This window comes from Rhizobium sp. ZW T2_16 (assembly GCF_044987325.1).
Taxonomy (GTDB): Bacteria; Pseudomonadota; Alphaproteobacteria; order Rhizobiales; family Rhizobiaceae; genus Neorhizobium; species Neorhizobium cellulosilyticum.
Genome location: NZ_JBJDRG010000001.1, coordinates 868,563 through 884,125 on the forward strand (window position 1 = coordinate 868,563; position 15,563 = coordinate 884,125).

Here is a 15,563-nt window from a genome sequence, read left to right on the forward strand (position 1 = left end):
GCACTCGATTACCTGTCCTGTTCCTGAAGGGTAACGAGGCCGATATTCTTATAACCGGCAGCAGAAATGCGGGCCATGACCTTCATCACGACGCCATAGGCGGCAGCTGTGTCGCCACGCACATAAATGCGCTCGTTATAACCGGTCGTGGCAATCGCCTCGAGCTTCGGAACGACTTCGTCGATCACGATCGGCGTTTCCTGCAGGTAGATTTCACCTGCCGGATTCACGGAAATGGTGATCGGCTGGGTATCGGAGTTCATCGCCTTCGCCTGCGTTTCCGGCAGGTCGATCGGCACGCCTACGGTCATCATCGGAGCCGCGACCATGAAAATGATCAGAAGCACCAGCATGACGTCGACGAGCGGCGTCACGTTGATTTCGCTGATGGCACCGCCACGGCGGCGACCACGACGTCCGCGGCGACCGCCACCCGATGCATTCGCTCCTCCGGCAGACATGCCCATGATCTAGCTCTCCTTCGTCGCGCGGCTTATTGCGCGGCCTGGCGCGGCTGCAGCTTTTCGTCGATCTGACGAGACAGGATGGCCGAAAATTCGTCGGCAAAACCTTCCATGCGGGAATGCAGCTTGCCAGCTTCGGCCATGAACTTGTTGTAAGCGATAACAGCCGGGATAGCGGCGACAAGGCCGATCGCGGTTGCAAGCAAAGCTTCGGCAATACCGGGAGCAACAACTGCAAGGTTGGTCGACTTCGAACCGGCAATCGCCTGGAACGATGTCATGATACCGACGACCGTACCGAAGAGGCCAATGAACGGACCGGCCGAACCGATCGTTGCCAGCGATCCGAGGCGTGCCTCATAGGCTTCGCCTTCGCGTGCCATGGTCACGTCCATCGCACGGTCGATACGCATCTGCAGGCCGATCGGCGACCGTGCGCCGCGCTCGAAGCTCTTTTTCCATTCGCGCATGGCGGCAACGAAGATGGCAGCGAGACCATTGTTTTGACGCTCACCGAGCGTGCGGTAGAGCTCTTCCAGCGACTGGCCCGACCAGAAGACCTGCTCGAACTGATCGAACTGCTTCCGCGCCTTGGAGAAGCTTACATACTTGTCGAGCACGATCGCCCAGGTCCAGACCGACGCCCCGAGCAAACCGATCATGACCAGCTTGACGAGAAGCCCCGCCTGCATAAACAACGCCAGCAGACTGACGTCGTGCGTTGCGGCTTCCAAAGCTACCTGTTCCATCAACTATCCCCGAATCCAAACGCCCGGCATGGTGACCGGGCGGGTTCCAAAGCGCATGCTCGCGAATATCTGTCTGACCACCGAGAGCGCAGCCCTAACCCCAAGATGTCCTGAGTTTTCTGCTTGGCTTCTCGCCTTCAAATTTGGTCAAAGGAAGGCGTGCGTTGCACAAATTCCTCGGTCCTGAGTAAGACAACATTATCGTTAATAATGCGTTACAATTGCGCACCCCATCCTCCTGAAACGACTCGACAAATCCGCAAATGATGATTGTTTTCGCCACCACTAGCCGGCCATTCCGGCAGGGTGAGCGCGAGATATGCCGGCATGCAACCACCGGCAGCTTGAGCACGGCAGATGCCTTGGCTATCCGTCCGACCATCACCATCCCGCCTTGAGGCGACCTCGCGCAACTTGGCGGAGAACATTTTCAAAGAGGAATAAATGCTTGTTTTCAAACGCACCCTGATCGGTGCCGCTCTCCTGTCCGTGTTTCTGATTTCACCCGCGGCCGCCAAGGATATCCCTCCGAGAACAGCCGGCCTGTGGCTGCTCAAGGCCGAAGACAATCCGTTCGCGGACTGGTCGATGTGCATCGAAGAGGCCAGGAACGACTTTCTCGATACCGACGTCTGGGATAATTTCGCCAATGAGTGCAAGGTCACGAACTCCAGCACCCGCAAATCATCAGGCAAGATCGACGCGACCTGCAAGCTGACCGAAAAGACCGAGGCCAAATTGCAGGTCACGTTTTCGGGAGACTTCAAGACCGGCTACAGCTTCGAATCAGTCACGCAGTTCGTGAATGCGCTCGGCAAGACCAATACTCTCCATGCCAATGCCAAGGTGACCTATGCCGGAAAATGCCCGGCCGAGCTTAAGCCAGGCATGAAGAGGATGACCAAGAGCGGCCTTATTCTCCGCCCCTGACCGCAAGATCTATACGTCAGGCGTGGCGCACTACGCGCCATGCCCCAGAAACTTATCTGCAATCGTCTCCGGCAACCGCCGGGGTCGCCCATGCTTGTTGATCACTGCGATCACCACTTTGGCGGCGATCAGCAGCGTGTCGCCACGGCGGATTTCCTGACTGAGCACCATCTTGGCGCCACCCGCCTTTTCCGTCGCTGTCGTAATCGTCAGGACATCATCCATCCGCGCTGGTTGCTTGAAGTCGATTTCCATCCGGTGGACCACGAACACGAGACCTTCCTCATCGGCAACCAGAAGCGCGCTCTGCTCGCATCCCAGGCAGCGCAGATAGTCGGTCCGGCCCCTTTCGAGGAAGTGCAGGTAACGCGCGTGATAGACGACGCCGGAAAAGTCCGTGTCCTCGTAATAGACGCGTTGTACGAGCCGGTGTCCGTGATCGGTCAATTCGCCGGAAAGAAGAAAATTATCACTGCTCATGAGGCTTGCCTTGGAAAAACCTTATCGCCATCTGGATATTGGGAGCACTCTGCACCACCATTTAAAGGGCGTCATATTTCCTCCCTATCAGGAAAAGTTTAGAACACCACCGGAGATTTTTTATGAAGATTGCAGTCATGGGCGGCGACGGTTTCATCGGATGGCCAACATCCCTTCACCTGTCCCATGCGGGCCATGAAGTCCATATTCTCGACAATCTTTCCCGCCGCTGGATCGATACGGAACTCGGCGTGCAGTCTCTTACCCCGATGGACAGTATCCAGGAGCGCACCCGCATCTGGCACGCGGAGACCGGCCGCCGCATCCATTTCAATCTCATCGATCTCGCCAAGGACTACGAACTCCTGAAGAACTGGCTTGCCGAGCATCGCCCGGATGCGATCGTGCATTTTGCCGAACAGCGCGCAGCCCCCTATTCGATGAAGAGCGACCGCCACAAGAACTACACGGTCAACAACAACGTCAACGCCACGCACAATCTCCTGAATGCACTGGTCGAACTCGATCTCGACACCCACCTCGTCCATCTCGGCACGATGGGCGTCTATGGCTATTCGACGGTCGGCGCAGCCATCCCCGAAGGCTATCTGCCGGTCGGCATCGAGACGATGAGCGGCGAGACGGTATCCCAGGAAATTCTCTACCCGTCCAATCCCGGCTCGATCTATCACATGACCAAGTGCCTGGATCAGCTTCTCTTCCAATTCTACGCCAAGAACGACCGCATGCGGATCACCGACCTGCATCAGGGCATCGTCTGGGGCACCCATACGGCCGAGACGCGCATCCATGAGCAACTGATAAATCGCTTTGATTATGATGGGGATTACGGGACGGTCTTGAATCGTTTTCTCATCCAGGCGGCAATCGGGTATCCGCTTACCGTACATGGCACCGGAGGCCAGACCCGCGCCTTCATCCATGTTCAGGATTCGGTTCGCTGCATCGAGATCGCCCTCAACAATCCCCCTGCCCGCGGTGGCCGCGTCGAAATCTTCAACCAGATGACCGAAACCCACCGTGTCCGTGATCTGGCCGAGATGATCTCGAAGATGACCGGCGCAAAGATCGCCTGGCTGCCAAATCCGCGCAAGGAAGCACCGGAAAACGATCTCGTGGTGAAGAACGAGAAGTTCATCGAACTCGGCCTCAAGCCGACAACGCTCGGCGAAGGTCTGCTGTCCGAGATCGTCGACGTTGCGAAGAAATACGCCTATCGCGTTGATCGCAGCCGCGTTCCAGCCGTCTCCGCCTGGACCAAGGACATCGCCGCCACCGTCGAACGCGACCCGGAAGGCAAGCGGCTGAAGTCGGTTTCCTAGGAAACCGTATTTCGTCCCCCTCGTCCTCGGGTTAAACCCGAGGACGATGTACAATCCTGCCAAGGCGATAGATGCTCGGGACAGGCCCGAGCATGACGTGCGCGGCACGCGAACAGGACCACAACAAGCCATGCGGAACGCCTTCGTCACCCTCGTGACCAATGCAGATTACATCATGGGCGCGACCGCACTGGTCCACTCGCTGCACCGGACCGGCACCACGGCTGACATCGTCATTTTGCATACGGGTGCGGTTTCGCCTGAGGCGCTGGGCAATCTCAGGACGCTCGGCTGCCGAACCATCGAAGTCTCGCACCTTCCCCTGTCTGACGGCTTCAACGAGCGGCATGCCCGCAAGAACCTGCATGGTGCCGCCCCTTTCACAAAGGGCCGCAAACCCGACTTCCACACGCCGCTCGACAATTTCTGCAAGCTTCGGCTCTGGCAACTCAAGGAATACGGCACTATCGTTTTCCTTGATGCAGACGTGATCGTGTTAAAGAACATCGACAAGCTGTTCGATTATCCGGAATTTTCCGCAGCCCCGAATGTCTACGAGAGCCTTGCTGATTTCCACCGGCTCAATTCCGGCGTCTTTGTTGCAAAACCGTCCGCCGAAACCTTCGAGCGCATGCTTGCAGCCCTCGACCAACCCGACGCCTTCTGGCGGCGGACCGACCAGACCTTTCTCGAAAGCTTCTTTCCCGACTGGCACGGCCTGCCGGTCACCATGAACATGCTGCAATACGTCTGGTTCACCATGCCTGCCCTGTGGGATTGGAAAAGCGTCGCCATCCTTCATTACCAGTATGAAAAGCCGTGGGAGGCAAATCATCCAAAATCCGATCAGTTACACGCTCTGATCGACCTCTGGCATGCCTTTCATGACGGCAGGAACATCCCCGATACCAGCACCCTACCCGGCCCACAGCTCTCCAATCCCGGAGATGCGGCGTGAGGGTGCTGGTTTCCGGCGGCACAGGTCTTGTCGGCCGCTATATCGTCGAAGGCCTTCTGTCGGCAGGATATGCCGTGACAGTTGGCGCCCGCAAACCGCCTCCGGCAGGTTTCTTCTCACAGCCGGCTGATTTCCGTCCGCTGCACCTTGATCCCAAACTCAATCAGTCCAGCACATTCGAAGGCATCGACGCTTTTATCCATGCAGCTTTCGATCACCTTCCGGGAAAATACCGGGGTGGTGAAGGCACGGATCCGAAGCGTTTCCGGCGTCTAAATCTCGACGGATCGGTCAAACTCTTCGAAACGGCAAAAAAAGCAGGCGTGCAGCGAACCGTATTTCTCTCCAGCCGCGCCGTTTATGATGGTCTCGAAATAGGCACGGTCCTCACGGAAGAGCTGGCGCTCTCACCGACATCCCTTTACGGCGAGATCAAGCTCGCTTGTGAGCATGCGCTGAGCACCTTATCCGGCCAGGATTTCGTCACCGCATCGCTGCGCGCCACCGGCATCTATGGAGAATTCCGTCCAAATAAATGGGATGATCTCATCGCCGATACGCTTGTCGGCAAACCGGTTGCGCCACGTGCAGGCACGGAGGTCCATGGAGCAGATGTCGCCCAGGCTGTCCAGCTCATGCTGACAATGGATGCTTCTTCGATAAGTGCGCAGAGCTTCAACATCTCGGACGTCACAGTCGATACGCGAACAATCATGGAAAGACTGGGGCTTTCGGCCCAGCTGGTTGCCTTCGCGGCACTCTCTGCGAACGCAATGGCTACCGAAAAGATCCGCCGCATGGGCTGGCGGCCCGGAGGAATGCGGCGGTTCGACGAAACCATGGCGATACTGGCTCACCAGATTGAGGATGATCACTGATGATGTGAAGCATGCCGCTGGACATTGCCGTCTCGGCCATGACGGCTCGGCTGTTTCTCTCTTTTCTTCGCCTCGATGGCCTTGGCCTGCTCTTCCGCCCATTTCTGCCCGGCATCGCCGCCCCATAGGAGCCACGCGATGTACCCGGTGGAAGGCTCTTCATCATCACCAAAATTCTCGGCGCGCTTGTCGACCTTGTGGCGGGCGAAATAGCTGACCATTCTCTTGACGGTAAGATCGGAGAGCGACTTGCGATGCTGGAGATCGCGGGCGCGCGCAATGCCAACAGTGGTGCCGCCGCGCCGGAACTTAGCCCTGAGTTTCAGCCCCTTTTCAGCAGCAGCCGCAACGTCCGCCGGCGGACGATTGTCGAAATCCTTATCAGCCATGGCTCTTCTTCACCTCCGACTGACTTTTCAGAACGCGGTCGCCATCATCCTGTTTGATCAGGAATGCCGGTTCCGTGTCGTCCGCCTTGCGCTTGATCGTCTTTCCCTTGATCCGGCGCTCCACGTCCTCGGTGAATTTCTGGGTGACCTTACCCTCTGCCTTGGAGCGACCCCATTTCCATTCGACTTCATTTCCGACTTGGATTTTCTGCATGCATGGCTCCTTTCTCCCTTGGGAAACTCGAGGAGCCGCATGATGTTCCGAAATCAGCTCTTCAGATCGAGGTCGCCATCCCGTTGAACGACATGACGCGGCGAAGTCGGCAGATTTTCGATCTCTTCGGCGATGAAGTAGGGTGGGATATCGAGAGCCTTTAGCGCATCCCTGGTCGCCGGAACCCATTTGAACTCAAGTTCATGCGTATCGACTACACGATGCACGATATCGCTCGGATGAAACGGAAAGCTTTCCGGCAGTTCCATCCGGTAATAAAAGCCGAGTTCGTGCCAGTCCTTGCCTTCGTAATGAAAAAAGTTCTCCGCCACCCAAAGCAACGGGCCGATATCGGCTATCACGCCAAGTTCCTCGACCATCTCCCGCTTGAGCGTCTCCTCGGATGTCTCCCCCACTTCCGCCCGGCCACCGGGAAAAGTCCAGAAGGGCTCGTGAACCGCACGATGGACGAGCACATGCCCATCGCGAAACGCCAGGCCGGCAATGCGCATCTGAAAGATACGCTTAGGCTTGAATTTCATGCGGATACGCAGATCCTGCGGCTTGTCTTTCTTAATCATCTTCCAAACTCATGCGGAACTGTGCCGCTTCCATATCCTTGGGCGGCTGCAGGCCGAGATGTTTCCAGGCTACGGCGGTGAGCACTCGCCCGCGCGGCGTACGCTGGATGAAACCCTGCTGGATCATGTAGGGCTCGATAATATCCTCGATCGCATCTCGCGGCTCCGACAAGCCCGCCGCGATCGTCTCGATCCCGACCGGCCCGCCGGCAAAATTCACCGCGATCATGTTGAGGTAACGCTTGTCGAGCTGGTCGAAACCGGCATGGTCGACATTCAGACGGACAAGCGCCTCATCGGCAATTTCCTTCGTCACCGCTTCGGCACGCGCCACCTCGGCAAAATCGCGCACGCGGCGCAGGAGGCGACCGGCGATACGCGGCGTTCCACGGGCACGGCGGGCAATTTCACGAGCGCCGTCATCCGTCATCTTGAGCCCCATCAACCGCGCCCCGCGCCGCACGATGCCCTCCAGCTCCTCTACGGTATAGAAGGACAGGCGCACCGGAATACCAAATCGATCGCGCAGCGGCGTGGTCAGAAGGCCTATACGGGTGGTGGCAGCAACCAGCGTGAATTTAGAAAGATCGATCTTCACCGAACGCGCCGCCGGCCCCTCGCCGATGATCAGGTCGAGCTGAAAGTCCTCCATGGCAGGATAAAGAATTTCCTCGACCGCCGGGTTTAGCCTATGGATTTCATCGATGAACAGAACGTCGCGTTCTTCGAGATTGGTCAAAAGCGCCGCAAGATCTCCCGCCTTGGCAATGACCGGGCCGGAGGTCGAGCGAAAATTGACCCCGAGCTCCTTCGCCATGATCTGCGCCAGCGTCGTTTTGCCTAGTCCCGGCGGGCCGACGAAAAGAACGTGGTCCAGCGCCTCGCCACGGTTCTTCGCCGCCTCGATAAAGATCTTCAGATTGGCGCGGGCTTCTGCCTGTCCGGTAAACTCGTCCAGCGATTGGGGGCGCAAAGCCGTATCAAGATCTTCGCCCCGCTTTTCCGGCGAGATGAGGCGGGTTTCGTCAGTCATAAGGTATTTCCGTTCGAACCAGTTATCCAGTCAATACACGACATGGACAAAATACGCAGCCGCGATAGCCGTTAACGTGAGAGCTCCTTTAGCCCCAGCCGGATCAGCTTCGCGCTGTCCGCCTCCTCACCTGCAGTTTTCAGCGCCGCAGCCACAGCATTGGCCGCCTGATCGCGCGAATAACCGAGATTGGTCAGCGCCGAAACGGCATCGGAGATAGGTGCGGAGGCGACGCCCTCGCCAATTTCCTGCTTCAGGCCGATATTGGCGGAGGCTTCACCCGCAAAGGCCGGCGCTTTGTTCTTCAATTCGGTGACAATGCGCACCGCCACCTTGGGGCCGACACCCGGCGCACGCGAAACCGCGGTCTTGTCCTGCAGCGCGATCGCATTGGCGAGCTCACCCGGTGTCAACGTCGAAAGAACGGCAAGCGCCACCTTCGAACCGACGCCCTGTACGCTCTGCAACAGACCGAACCATTCGCGTTCCAGCGCCGAGACGAAACCGAACAGCTTCAGCTGATCCTCGCGCACATAGGTCTCGATAAACAGGATCGCCGCCTCGCCGACATTCAGCCGCGACAGCGTGCGCGACGAACAGAAGGCTTCGTAACAGACACCATGCACGTCAACGAGCACATGGTCCGTTCTGATCTCGTCGATAGTGCCTTTAAGCTTGCCGATCATGTCTGTTTTCCTGAAAGAGGGTGCGTGTCGGGCGCGATCAGATCGATACCCGGAAAATAGCGGCGATAGCCGGACGGATCACGCGTCAGCAATGTATACCCACGGATCGTCGCATGCGCGCCGATGAGGAAATCCGGCAATACGCGATCACGCTGTCCGCCTGCCGACCCATATCGGCGAAAGGCATAAGAGGCTGCGAATGCCGCAGACCAAGGCAGGTTCTCACGGATAAACTGGTTGCGCGGCAAAAGCGCATCCACGGTTTCCAGCTCATCGTATCGGTAGGAGAATTCCGAAAAGATGATCTGGTTGATCACCACGCTGCCGCGCGCCATCGCCGCAAGCAGCTGCCGACGCGACCACTCGAGCCAATGCGGATCTCCCACGGCAAGGTCAACGAGAATATTGGTATCGATGAGCGTTGCCATGCTGTTATCGATCGCGTGTTATACGCATCAATTCGTCGGCATCGATGGCCTGGTCACCAGTCCCGCCCAGTTCTTCAAGCGTGGCGATGAAACGATCAAGCCGCGCACGGTCCGCGTCTGCGGTGGTTCCATGCTTGGGTGTCAGGGTAATCACGCCACCTTCCAAACCGAAGATCACCTCGCTGTTAGGCTCTATGCCGACCAGCTCGCGAAGATCCCGTGGTATGGTTACCTGCCCTTTCGATGTCACACGCATGAACTGCTCTCCTTTGAGTAAGAAAATATCTTACCTAGAGAACAAGTCAAGAACAAACCTATTGAGCGGTTATCCGGCCAACGCTTGACGCATACGGTTCCCGCCACGGTTATGGGCGTGGCAGATGGCAATGGCGAGAGCATCAGCAGCATCGTCACCCTTGAACTCGACCTTGGGCATCAGGATCTTCAGCATCATGTGGATCTGTTTCTTATCGCCGTGGCCGACGCCGATCACCGATTTTTTCACGGCATTCGGCGCGTATTCCGAAACAGGCAGTCCGGCACGAGCAGGCACTAGCATCACGACGCCGCGGGCTTGGCCAAGCTTCAACGTCGCGACCGCATCCTTGTTAACGAAAGTCTGCTCGACTGCAGCCTCATCCGGCTTGTAGGCATGCACGATCTCGGCAAGCCCGTCATGCAGCTGGCACAGGCGCGAAGCGAGATCCAGATCCCCATCCGAAGTCACCGTACCTGAGGCGACGAACTTCAGGCTGTTGCCGATCGTGTCGATGACACCCCAGCCCGTGCGTCGAAGTCCGGGATCGATGCCGATGATTCGAATGATGTCTGCCATGTCTCACCCTACCTTCACCCGCCCTTGATAGCCATCGAAATATGAACAAAACAGAAACATCGCATTTCAACTGGTTAACGCGCCGCTAACCATATGTCGCTCTACTGATATGACCTTTGCAACGACGGCGGCTTTTCCGCGTTCTGGGTGTTCTCGAATGATACGAGAGGGAGAGAGGGCGATGTCTCAACGCCAAAGCTTGTTCATGAAGATCACGGCTCTTCTGCTAGTGCAGAATGGCCTGCTGGCAGTGATCGCATCCACTTTTTCTCCGGGAATGTCCCCCGCCATGACAGCACTTCTGGCAGCGGGCGTCATTGGTTTCTCAATGGCGACGGCTATGATGGCCACCCGCATTGCCGGCGCTCATGAGATACGACCGGTCTCGACCAGACTGATGCTCGGTGCCGCACCTGAAAAGGCTATCGCATCCGGTTTAGGCCCGCTGCCAAAATCTTCAGAACCAAAAATTTCTCCTGAACGCGTCAATCCGGCCACCCCCCGCCTAGTTGGGTTGAGGACCATTGACCAGGAGCATGGAATAGCAGGCAACGATCGCCAGAAGGCTTCGGAAGAAGCGCTCAGCGCCTTGGATGCCGGTTTGCGCCGCCTCGCGACAGGCGACCTTTCCGTCACTCTCGACACTCCCTTCTCGGATGGCTTCGAAGGATTGCGCGGTGATTTCAACAAGGCAGTCAATTCGCTCAACGAAAGCCTGACAACCATCATCACTTCGGCGAGCACCCTGCATGGAGAATGCGCCGAGGCGCGTATCCGGCTGACGCAGCAGCGTTCGATGATACCGGATGAAGTTCCCGCTCTTTCGGTTGCCGGCAATGGCCTGCGTGATATCGCGGATCTCCTGCGCGAGCAGGATGCGGCGTTGAGAGAGATCGCCACAATCGCCGCCAATGCCAAGACCTATTGGCAACAGAGCCGCGAAACCGTTTCGCAGGAAATAGAGGCATCCGAAAGCATGCGCGGCTCAGAGAAACAGGTTGGAGACATCGCTGCGCTGATGCGCGACATGGCATTCCGCACCAACATGCTTTCCGTCAGCGCCAGCGTTGCGGCAGCAAACATGGCCGGCCCCCAGGAAACGCTGCCGGCTTTCGCAGCCGAGTTGCGCGATATGGCCGAAACAAGCGCGGCAGCAGCAAAGCAGGCTTCGCTTCTGGAACGCGACGTCACTCTCTGCCTCAAGCAAGCGCGCACACAAACAGGTCGTATCCTGCAGCAGGAACAGCATCTGCACGAGAGTTTCGAGACGATCGGCGACAAGCTCACGTTAATCTCGGAAGCTTCGACGATGTCGTCAGATATCGTTGCCCGCAGCGGCGTCATTCTGGACGGGTCACTCAAGCATGCCAGCCAGCGCCGCTCGCTCGACCATATGCTGGAGACGGCGCTCGAACGCATGGCGCAGGAGCTTGCGGTGATCAATAGGCATTGCGGACGCTTCATCCATATCACCGTTCTTCACGATGACCACACACCGCCAGACACCAGCCCGCCCCACCACCGCAGCCATCTGAAGTTAGTGAAGACGTAAAAGCGGAACCGCCTGCTCATGCTTTTCTGCGCGAAAGGGTCGCATCGGCGGTTCCGGCTCCCTAGATAGGAACGACAGAATTGTTCCTTTCCAAGGTAGATCCATGATTCCGTTCTCGATACTTGACCTTTCGCCGGTCGGCGAAGGCTACTCGGTGCGCGATGCGCTCGATCAATCTCGCCGCATGGCAATCAAGGCCGAAGAGCAGGGATACAAGCGTGTCTGGCTTGCCGAACACCATGGCATGCCCGGTATAGCCAGCGCTGCGACCTCGATCGTTATCGCCCATGTCGGCGCCGCCACGAAGAAAATCCGCGTCGGCTCCGGTGGCGTCATGCTGCCCAACCATTCCCCTCTCGTGATTGCTGAACAGTTCGGTACGCTGGAAGCGCTGTTGCCCGGCCGTGTCGATCTCGGCCTCGGCCGCGCTCCCGGCACCGACATGCGCACCGCCAGCGCGCTTCGACGCAACATGGATGCCGGTGCCGAGAACTTTCCGCAGGACATCGTCGAACTGAAGCACCTGCTCGGCACGCCGATCGAGAACCAGGCGATCATTGCTGTCCCCGGCACCGAGGCCAATGTACCGATCTGGCTCCTCGGCTCCAGCCTCTACAGCGCCCATCTCGCGGCGGCGCTCGGCCTGCCCTATGCCTTCGCTTCCCACTTCGCCCCCGACATGCTGCTGGATGCGATTGCGATCTATCGCGAACGCTTCCAACCGTCCGCTGAACTGGAAAAGCCCTATGTCATGGTTGGGGTCATGGGCGTCGCCGCAGACACCGATGAAGAAGCCGAACGTCTGTTCACCTCGTCGCAGCAGCAATTCGTCAACCTGCGCAAGAATGTCCGCACCCGCTTCCCCAGGCCGTTGGACAGCATGGATGGCTTCTGGACACCGATGGAAAAGATGAGCGTCGAGCACACGCTGCGTTACGCCGCAGTCGGCTCGGTGCCGACCATTGAGGCAAAGCTGAAAGACTTTCTCGCGGAAACCGGCGCTGACGAACTGATCGTCTCCATGCCGATCCACGACATCGACGCTCGTTTGCATTCGGTCGAGCTGTTTGCCAGCCTGCCGATGATGGAAAAAGCGTGACGCGCAACGAAAAACGGGCCGGCATAAACCGGCCCGTTGCAGTTTCCAGATTCTGAAGAACAATCAGGCCGAGAGTTTGGCCATCACCTCGTCCGACACTTCGAAGTTCGAATAGACGTTCTGCACGTCGTCATCGTCTTCCAGGTTGCCGATGAGCTTCATCAGCGACTGCGCCTTTTCCTCATCGACTTCGATCGTGTTGTGTGCCTTCCAGATCGCCTTGACCGTCTCGGCTTCGCCGAGAACGGCTTCCAGTGCCTTGGACACTTCGTTCATGTCCTCGAAACCGCAATAGATCGTGTGGCCTTCTTCGTCCGTCTCAACGTCATCGGCACCGGCTTCGATAGCCGCTTCCATCACCTTGTCCGCATCGCCGACGGAAAGCTTATAGGTGATTTCGCCGACGTGATCGAATGAGAAGGAAACCGAACCGGTTTCACCAAGCGCACCGCCGGCCTTGGTGAAGATGGAGCGGACGTTGGATGCGGTGCGGTTGCGGTTGTCAGTCAGCGCCTCGACGATGACGGCCGTGCCGCCCGGGCCGTAGCCTTCGTAACGCACGGAATCGTAGTTCTCGGCGTCAGCACCGGAAGCCTTCTTGATCGCACGGTCGATGTTATCCTTCGGCATCGACTGTGCCTTGGCGTTCTGCACGGCAAGGCGAAGCGCAGCGTTCATCGTCGGGTCGGGAAGACCTGTCTTGGCAGCAACGGTGATTTCGCGTGCGAGCTTGGAGAACATCTTCGAACGGATGCCGTCCTGCTTGCCCTTGCGGTGCATGATGTTTTTGAACTGTGAATGGCCAGCCATGGCACCCCTGATACTTTAACCGGTTTTGGAATGGGCGCCTTATAATTTCGAAGCGCCCGCCATTCAAGGCATTTCGATTACCCAAGCGTCCCCGCCTCAACGAAATGGGCCGGAACAAAGCCTTTGCAGCTCCGTTTGACCTATCGAAAACAACAAAGGAGACGCAGGAATGGCAAGCCTCACCGAAGCCCGCGAAGCACCCGAACGCCAGATGTGGGACGAGATCAATGGCGTCCATGCCGGCATGCTTGGTCTGGAAGGCACACACATGCATTTCCAGCCGATGGCGCCGAATGTCGATACCAAGACCAATACGATCTGGTTCTTTACCAAGACGGATACGGATCTCGTGCGCGCCATCGGCGCTGGCGGCCGGGCGCATTTCTGCGTCACCGGCAAGAACCATGACTATCACGCTTGCCTGTCGGGCCCGATCGAAGTCCGCCTCGATGCCGCAAAGCGCGACGAATACTGGAGCGCCGTAACCGCCGCCTGGTACGAGCAGGGCAAGGACGATCCGCTTCTCACCATGCTCGCCTTCAAGGTAGATGATGCCGAAATCTGGGCCTCGACCAACAGCACGCTGAAATTCGGCTGGGAGATCGCCAAGGCCAACATGACCGACGAGAAGATGCCGGAAGTAGGCGTCAAGCAGCACCTCACCTTCTCGGCAATCCATTAGTCTGATTTAGCCGCGGGGGCCGTTAAAGCCCCTGCGGCACTAGGATCGTCGGTTTCTTGGGCAGAGACCGAATCGATACCCTGAGCGTTTTTTCCTTCGCATAGGCGATGTCGAACTTCCCGTCGAACATCGCGAGGAACGTATCCAGCGGCGGCCCGAAACGGTGCATCGGAAGGATCAGCGAAGACCGCAGCCGTTGCACGACGCGGCTCATGCTGTCCGCCCCCATGGTCAAACCACCGTCGACAGGCACCATCAGGATATCGAGACGCCCGATCTCCGTATATTGCGCCTCGTTCAATTCAAAATGCAGATGCCCCAGATGGCCTATGCACAGGCCCGCAACCTCGAAGATGAAGATAGAATTGCCGTTCTCCTCTATACCGCCGCCCCAGTTGCGGATGTCGGAGACGACATTGCGGATATAGACATCTCCAATCATCTCCTGATGTTTAGCCTTTTCACCCGGCACATCGCTCCACCCATGCAGCACCATCTCAATCCCTGGATCGGGCGTCAGAGAGTAATGAGTGGAATGCGCGCGGTTCATCGTCACCACGTCCGGCAATCTGTCAGGCCGATAGACACCGCTGTAGTCCGTCGCAATCCCGATACCGCCCGGCGTCTCGATGAAATAGGTAGAATGCCCGACGAAGGTGATCCTCACCTCTTCCCGCTCGGCGAGCGTCAACGCCTTGCCCGCCTGCGCTAGCTGAACACCCGGCGGGCTGAAGCTCGCAAACCGCACATGCGGCAGTTTCTGAGCGATTGCCTGACATTGGCTGACAGGAAGGCCTTCCTGTGCGTAGGCCGAAGAGAATGCTGAAAGAAGAAAGGCCGAAAAACCGAATGCGAGAGTTCGCAGCTTCATGCCACACTCCGGAAAACGCGTTCATGCTCATTCCGGGGAAAAGGATGGGGCAAGCATGCGGATCGGTCCAGCAGACATTGCCGATCCGCGCCTCACAATTCCGTCATTCGGCCAAAGGTTGAGTTCGATCCGACACAAGGCGCTCCCGAACACGGTCCCACACGAAACCGGATCAGATGATCAGTGTGCGATGCCCGAATGGCGTCCCGTCATCGTAATTCCGCGTTCCGATACGCTCGCTTTCACCCGACAATCTTGCGTCATCTGCCTGCTCGTCGAGTGTTTCCGAAGCAGTCGCGTCCTGTCGGCGGTGCGGGTGCCGATCATCGAGAGACGCGGAAGGCTCTTCTTCGCTTCCGGCCTCGTCCTGCTGCTCACGAAAACGCTTCATGGTCGCAAGGTCGGCATTGATCTGATCCTGCCGGTGGGCTGCCCAGACATTATCAGGCTCAGCCCGGCTGACCACGCTGCTATCGACCAAAGTCGCGGCGGATGCTGACGTCGAAGAAACGCGGGTAACCGGGTCAACCATGCTATGCCCTCCATCAGATGCCGCCCTGCCCGGCACAAGCGCCGGGTCA

Annotated in this window: 21 protein-coding genes; 7 read left to right on the forward strand and 14 right to left on the reverse strand. The window is 58.0% G+C overall.

Translation table 11 applies throughout. The annotated features are described in order from the left end of the window. Positions 1 to 8 precede the first annotated feature (8 nt). Together tolR and tolQ are read right to left on the reverse strand one after the other, a co-directional pair. Complete coding sequence (gene tolR, locus ACI3K0_RS04245) at positions 9 to 467, reverse strand: protein TolR (protein ID WP_148145893.1); 459 nt, start codon at positions 465 to 467, stop codon at positions 9 to 11. A gap of 26 nt (positions 468 to 493) precedes the next feature. Then, complete coding sequence (tolQ, locus tag ACI3K0_RS04250) at positions 494 to 1,213, reverse strand: protein TolQ (protein ID WP_148145895.1); 720 nt, start codon at positions 1,211 to 1,213, stop codon at positions 494 to 496. A 444-nt stretch (positions 1,214 to 1,657) separates the two neighbouring features. On the opposite strand from tolQ, the gene ACI3K0_RS04255 reads away from it, so the two are divergent. Continuing rightward, entirely contained in the window at positions 1,658 to 2,143 is a 486-nt protein-coding gene (locus ACI3K0_RS04255) for a hypothetical protein (RefSeq protein ID WP_183821145.1), read from the forward strand. Positions 2,144 to 2,173: 30 nt separating this feature from the next. On the opposite strand, the gene ybgC is transcribed toward ACI3K0_RS04255, so the two are convergent. Beyond that, complete coding sequence (ybgC, locus tag ACI3K0_RS04260) at positions 2,174 to 2,623, reverse strand: tol-pal system-associated acyl-CoA thioesterase (RefSeq protein WP_183821144.1); 450 nt, start codon at positions 2,621 to 2,623, stop codon at positions 2,174 to 2,176. A 122-nt stretch (positions 2,624 to 2,745) separates the two neighbouring features. Here ybgC and ACI3K0_RS04265 point away from each other — a divergent pair, with 122 nt between their 5' ends. From ACI3K0_RS04265 to ACI3K0_RS04275, 3 genes are all read left to right on the forward strand, one after another. Further along, positions 2,746 to 3,966: an NAD-dependent epimerase/dehydratase family protein gene (locus ACI3K0_RS04265; protein ID WP_183821143.1), complete on the forward strand. Its 1,221-nt coding sequence runs from the start codon at positions 2,746 to 2,748 to the stop codon at positions 3,964 to 3,966. 130 nt (positions 3,967 to 4,096) lie between these two features. Beyond that, positions 4,097 to 4,924 (forward strand): glycosyltransferase, encoded by an 828-nt coding sequence (locus ACI3K0_RS04270; RefSeq protein ID WP_183821142.1) that lies wholly within the window; start codon positions 4,097 to 4,099, stop codon positions 4,922 to 4,924. Further along, positions 4,921 to 5,802 carry an NAD-dependent epimerase/dehydratase family protein gene (locus tag ACI3K0_RS04275; RefSeq protein ID WP_404944971.1) on the forward strand — a complete coding sequence of 294 codons (882 nt, stop codon included), beginning with the start codon at positions 4,921 to 4,923 and terminating at the stop codon, positions 5,800 to 5,802. The genes ACI3K0_RS04270 and ACI3K0_RS04275 overlap by 4 nt, the downstream gene beginning before the upstream one ends. Here the strand turns inward: ACI3K0_RS04275 and ACI3K0_RS04280 are convergent. The 8 genes from ACI3K0_RS04280 to ruvC form a co-directional block, all read right to left on the reverse strand. After that, positions 5,796 to 6,191, reverse strand: coding sequence for a hypothetical protein (locus ACI3K0_RS04280; RefSeq protein WP_183821140.1), 396 nt, complete (start codon positions 6,189 to 6,191; stop codon positions 5,796 to 5,798). The genes ACI3K0_RS04275 and ACI3K0_RS04280 overlap by 7 nt on opposite strands. Continuing rightward, the gene (locus tag ACI3K0_RS04285) at positions 6,184 to 6,405 is read right to left on the reverse strand and encodes a DUF2945 domain-containing protein (RefSeq protein ID WP_183821139.1); all 222 of its coding nucleotides are present in this window, start codon (positions 6,403 to 6,405) and stop codon (positions 6,184 to 6,186) included. The genes ACI3K0_RS04280 and ACI3K0_RS04285 overlap by 8 nt, the downstream gene beginning before the upstream one ends. A 53-nt stretch (positions 6,406 to 6,458) precedes the next feature. Further along, positions 6,459 to 6,947 (reverse strand): NUDIX hydrolase, encoded by a 489-nt coding sequence (locus ACI3K0_RS04290; RefSeq protein WP_343062370.1) that lies wholly within the window; start codon positions 6,945 to 6,947, stop codon positions 6,459 to 6,461. Positions 6,948 to 6,978: 31 nt separating this feature from the next. Next, positions 6,979 to 8,019 carry a Holliday junction branch migration DNA helicase RuvB gene (ruvB, locus tag ACI3K0_RS04295; RefSeq protein WP_183821137.1) on the reverse strand — a complete coding sequence of 347 codons (1,041 nt, stop codon included), beginning with the start codon at positions 8,017 to 8,019 and terminating at the stop codon, positions 6,979 to 6,981. A 71-nt stretch (positions 8,020 to 8,090) separates the two neighbouring features. Next, entirely contained in the window at positions 8,091 to 8,705 is a 615-nt protein-coding gene (gene ruvA, locus ACI3K0_RS04300; protein ID WP_183821136.1) for a Holliday junction branch migration protein RuvA, read from the reverse strand. Then, on the reverse strand, positions 8,702 to 9,133 hold the full coding sequence (locus tag ACI3K0_RS04305; RefSeq protein ID WP_183821135.1) for a type II toxin-antitoxin system VapC family toxin: 432 nt from the start codon (positions 9,131 to 9,133) through the stop codon (positions 8,702 to 8,704). The genes ruvA and ACI3K0_RS04305 overlap by 4 nt, the downstream gene beginning before the upstream one ends. Positions 9,134 to 9,137: 4 nt before the next feature. After that, the gene (locus tag ACI3K0_RS04310) at positions 9,138 to 9,389 is read right to left on the reverse strand and encodes an AbrB/MazE/SpoVT family DNA-binding domain-containing protein (protein ID WP_183821134.1); all 252 of its coding nucleotides are present in this window, start codon (positions 9,387 to 9,389) and stop codon (positions 9,138 to 9,140) included. A gap of 69 nt (positions 9,390 to 9,458) precedes the next feature. Next, complete coding sequence (gene ruvC, locus ACI3K0_RS04315; protein WP_183821133.1) at positions 9,459 to 9,968, reverse strand: crossover junction endodeoxyribonuclease RuvC; 510 nt, start codon at positions 9,966 to 9,968, stop codon at positions 9,459 to 9,461. 181 nt (positions 9,969 to 10,149) lie between these two features. Here ruvC and ACI3K0_RS04320 point away from each other — a divergent pair, with 181 nt between their 5' ends. Both ACI3K0_RS04320 and ACI3K0_RS04325 read left to right on the forward strand, forming a co-directional pair. Beyond that, complete coding sequence (locus ACI3K0_RS04320; protein ID WP_404944972.1) at positions 10,150 to 11,520, forward strand: methyl-accepting chemotaxis protein; 1,371 nt, start codon at positions 10,150 to 10,152, stop codon at positions 11,518 to 11,520. A gap of 103 nt (positions 11,521 to 11,623) precedes the next feature. Further along, entirely contained in the window at positions 11,624 to 12,619 is a 996-nt protein-coding gene (locus ACI3K0_RS04325) for an LLM class flavin-dependent oxidoreductase (protein WP_183821131.1), read from the forward strand. A 63-nt stretch (positions 12,620 to 12,682) separates the two neighbouring features. On the opposite strand, the gene ACI3K0_RS04330 is transcribed toward ACI3K0_RS04325, so the two are convergent. Continuing rightward, entirely contained in the window at positions 12,683 to 13,429 is a 747-nt protein-coding gene (locus ACI3K0_RS04330; RefSeq protein ID WP_183821130.1) for a YebC/PmpR family DNA-binding transcriptional regulator, read from the reverse strand. Between the two features lie 169 nt (positions 13,430 to 13,598). On the opposite strand from ACI3K0_RS04330, the gene ACI3K0_RS04335 reads away from it, so the two are divergent. Beyond that, positions 13,599 to 14,111 carry a pyridoxamine 5'-phosphate oxidase family protein gene (locus ACI3K0_RS04335; RefSeq protein ID WP_183821129.1) on the forward strand — a complete coding sequence of 171 codons (513 nt, stop codon included), beginning with the start codon at positions 13,599 to 13,601 and terminating at the stop codon, positions 14,109 to 14,111. Positions 14,112 to 14,133: 22 nt separating this feature from the next. Here the strand turns inward: ACI3K0_RS04335 and ACI3K0_RS04340 are convergent, their stop codons facing one another. Next, positions 14,134 to 14,982 (reverse strand): MBL fold metallo-hydrolase, encoded by an 849-nt coding sequence (locus tag ACI3K0_RS04340; protein ID WP_183821128.1) that lies wholly within the window; start codon positions 14,980 to 14,982, stop codon positions 14,134 to 14,136. A 172-nt stretch (positions 14,983 to 15,154) separates the two neighbouring features. Beyond that, positions 15,155 to 15,514, reverse strand: coding sequence for a hypothetical protein (locus ACI3K0_RS04345; protein WP_404944973.1), 360 nt, complete (start codon positions 15,512 to 15,514; stop codon positions 15,155 to 15,157). Positions 15,515 to 15,563: the final 49 nt, after the last annotated feature.

What these genes read in the sequence shown, in the direction of transcription:
- tolQ (WP_148145895.1), bottom strand. Translation starts at nt 1,213, where the DNA reads ATGGAACAGGTAGCTTTGGAAGCCGCAACGCACGACGTCAGTCTGCTG.
- ruvB (WP_183821137.1), bottom strand. Translation starts at nt 8,019, where the DNA reads ATGACTGACGAAACCCGCCTCATCTCGCCGGAAAAGCGGGGCGAAGAT.
- ACI3K0_RS04270 (WP_183821142.1), top strand. Translation starts at nt 4,097, where the DNA reads ATGCGGAACGCCTTCGTCACCCTCGTGACCAATGCAGATTACATCATG.
- ruvC (WP_183821133.1), bottom strand. Translation starts at nt 9,968, where the DNA reads ATGGCAGACATCATTCGAATCATCGGCATCGATCCCGGACTTCGACGC.
- ACI3K0_RS04305 (WP_183821135.1), bottom strand. Translation starts at nt 9,133, where the DNA reads ATGGCAACGCTCATCGATACCAATATTCTCGTTGACCTTGCCGTGGGA.
- ACI3K0_RS04320 (WP_404944972.1), top strand. Translation starts at nt 10,150, where the DNA reads ATGTCTCAACGCCAAAGCTTGTTCATGAAGATCACGGCTCTTCTGCTA.
- ACI3K0_RS04280 (WP_183821140.1), bottom strand. Translation starts at nt 6,191, where the DNA reads ATGGCTGATAAGGATTTCGACAATCGTCCGCCGGCGGACGTTGCGGCT.
- ybgC (WP_183821144.1), bottom strand. Translation starts at nt 2,623, where the DNA reads ATGAGCAGTGATAATTTTCTTCTTTCCGGCGAATTGACCGATCACGGA.
- ACI3K0_RS04325 (WP_183821131.1), top strand. Translation starts at nt 11,624, where the DNA reads ATGATTCCGTTCTCGATACTTGACCTTTCGCCGGTCGGCGAAGGCTAC.
- ACI3K0_RS04255 (WP_183821145.1), top strand. Translation starts at nt 1,658, where the DNA reads ATGCTTGTTTTCAAACGCACCCTGATCGGTGCCGCTCTCCTGTCCGTG.
- ACI3K0_RS04265 (WP_183821143.1), top strand. Translation starts at nt 2,746, where the DNA reads ATGAAGATTGCAGTCATGGGCGGCGACGGTTTCATCGGATGGCCAACA.
- tolR (WP_148145893.1), bottom strand. Translation starts at nt 467, where the DNA reads ATGGGCATGTCTGCCGGAGGAGCGAATGCATCGGGTGGCGGTCGCCGC.
- ACI3K0_RS04335 (WP_183821129.1), top strand. Translation starts at nt 13,599, where the DNA reads ATGGCAAGCCTCACCGAAGCCCGCGAAGCACCCGAACGCCAGATGTGG.
- ACI3K0_RS04345 (WP_404944973.1), bottom strand. Translation starts at nt 15,514, where the DNA reads ATGGTTGACCCGGTTACCCGCGTTTCTTCGACGTCAGCATCCGCCGCG.
- ACI3K0_RS04290 (WP_343062370.1), bottom strand. Translation starts at nt 6,947, where the DNA reads ATGAAATTCAAGCCTAAGCGTATCTTTCAGATGCGCATTGCCGGCCTG.
- ACI3K0_RS04285 (WP_183821139.1), bottom strand. Translation starts at nt 6,405, where the DNA reads ATGCAGAAAATCCAAGTCGGAAATGAAGTCGAATGGAAATGGGGTCGC.
- ruvA (WP_183821136.1), bottom strand. Translation starts at nt 8,705, where the DNA reads ATGATCGGCAAGCTTAAAGGCACTATCGACGAGATCAGAACGGACCAT.
- ACI3K0_RS04340 (WP_183821128.1), bottom strand. Translation starts at nt 14,982, where the DNA reads ATGAAGCTGCGAACTCTCGCATTCGGTTTTTCGGCCTTTCTTCTTTCA.
- ACI3K0_RS04310 (WP_183821134.1), bottom strand. Translation starts at nt 9,389, where the DNA reads ATGCGTGTGACATCGAAAGGGCAGGTAACCATACCACGGGATCTTCGC.
- ACI3K0_RS04330 (WP_183821130.1), bottom strand. Translation starts at nt 13,429, where the DNA reads ATGGCTGGCCATTCACAGTTCAAAAACATCATGCACCGCAAGGGCAAG.